Here is a 1,032-nt window from a genome sequence, read left to right on the forward strand (position 1 = left end):
ATTGGTTTATAATCAGCGTGTTTCGCTTTTCTTCATGCGTTCCATGGAGGCTTGTCCGCTTTTGGGTTTACACTCCCGTCTCCGCCGGGTCTCTCTCGCCGTTATTGATGTTGTCACCAACAATCGACGATGTTTGTGTTTTGCAGGATGCCGCATGATTGTTTGTGGCTTTTTGCACGCCATATAGATTACCGCATGTTGGTCACAAGACCAACATGGGCATCAGGCAAACCAATTCACAATCGCATTTGAAAAACATTTATTTCTCTTTAGGAAACCAACCTCGAACAGAAGTCAATACTTGTAAGAATCCCCCAAAGGGATAACGTTTTTCTAAGACGAGTGTGAAGGTTTTATTATTTACATCTCTTAAAATTATTTTACTAAAATCGGCCCAACCTTTAGCGCCGCTGGCAATTTCACCCGGTATATCAATATTGCTATAAACGAGTTCTGCGAGATTCATAATTCTTAAACCTTCCGAATTCATCGAAAGAACTCGTTTTGTGGTTAACAAGGTCCAATCTGAAGGGTTAAACCTGCAAACAATTAGTGGAGTTTCATCACCTTCAAGGTAGTGTTGCAACTCGTCATACTCGTGCTTGTTTTCATCTGTTATGATTTTGGTATAAACCCCTTCACTGTTATTTCCACCAAATTTTTTTAGTAGAATAGGGATTCTTTTTGGGGTAATCGGCATACTTATTTATTAAAATTAGTTAATACTTTATTAAAATTTAGACCAGTCGAGGTTACTTCAACAGACCAACCACTTCTTGGAGCCGCTTTTATAAGAAAATTATATAACTCATCATGTCTGCGGCTTTTTGCACACCCCGCAAATTACCGCAAGCGTTCCATTTTTCACAGCGGAACACCCGGAACGCTATGGAATGATCTCATTATCAGTACACTGCATTTTTACACATTGTAAATGCCTGGTAATCAAGCGTTCCGTAATTGAATATTTCTTGATGGGTTTATGTAATTGGTTTATAATCAGCGTGTTTCGCTTTTCTTCATGCGTTCCAT

The 1,032-nt window shown here is 39.1% G+C and carries 2 protein-coding genes; one reads left to right on the top strand and one right to left on the bottom strand.

The window, feature by feature from the left end:
* On the top strand, positions 1-187 hold a 187-nt coding region (locus BUE31_RS31525; protein WP_234997941.1), incomplete at its 5' end, for a hypothetical protein.
* Positions 188-259: 72 nt separating this feature from the next.
* Here the strand turns inward: BUE31_RS31525 and BUE31_RS30490 are convergent.
* The gene (locus BUE31_RS30490; RefSeq protein WP_073407707.1) at positions 260-700 is read right to left on the bottom strand and encodes a hypothetical protein; all 441 of its coding nucleotides are present in this window, start codon (positions 698-700) and stop codon (positions 260-262) included.
* Positions 701-1,032 lie beyond the last annotated feature (332 nt).

This window comes from Mucilaginibacter sp. OK098 (genome assembly GCF_900142915.1).
GTDB lineage: Bacteria > Bacteroidota > Bacteroidia > Sphingobacteriales > Sphingobacteriaceae > Mucilaginibacter.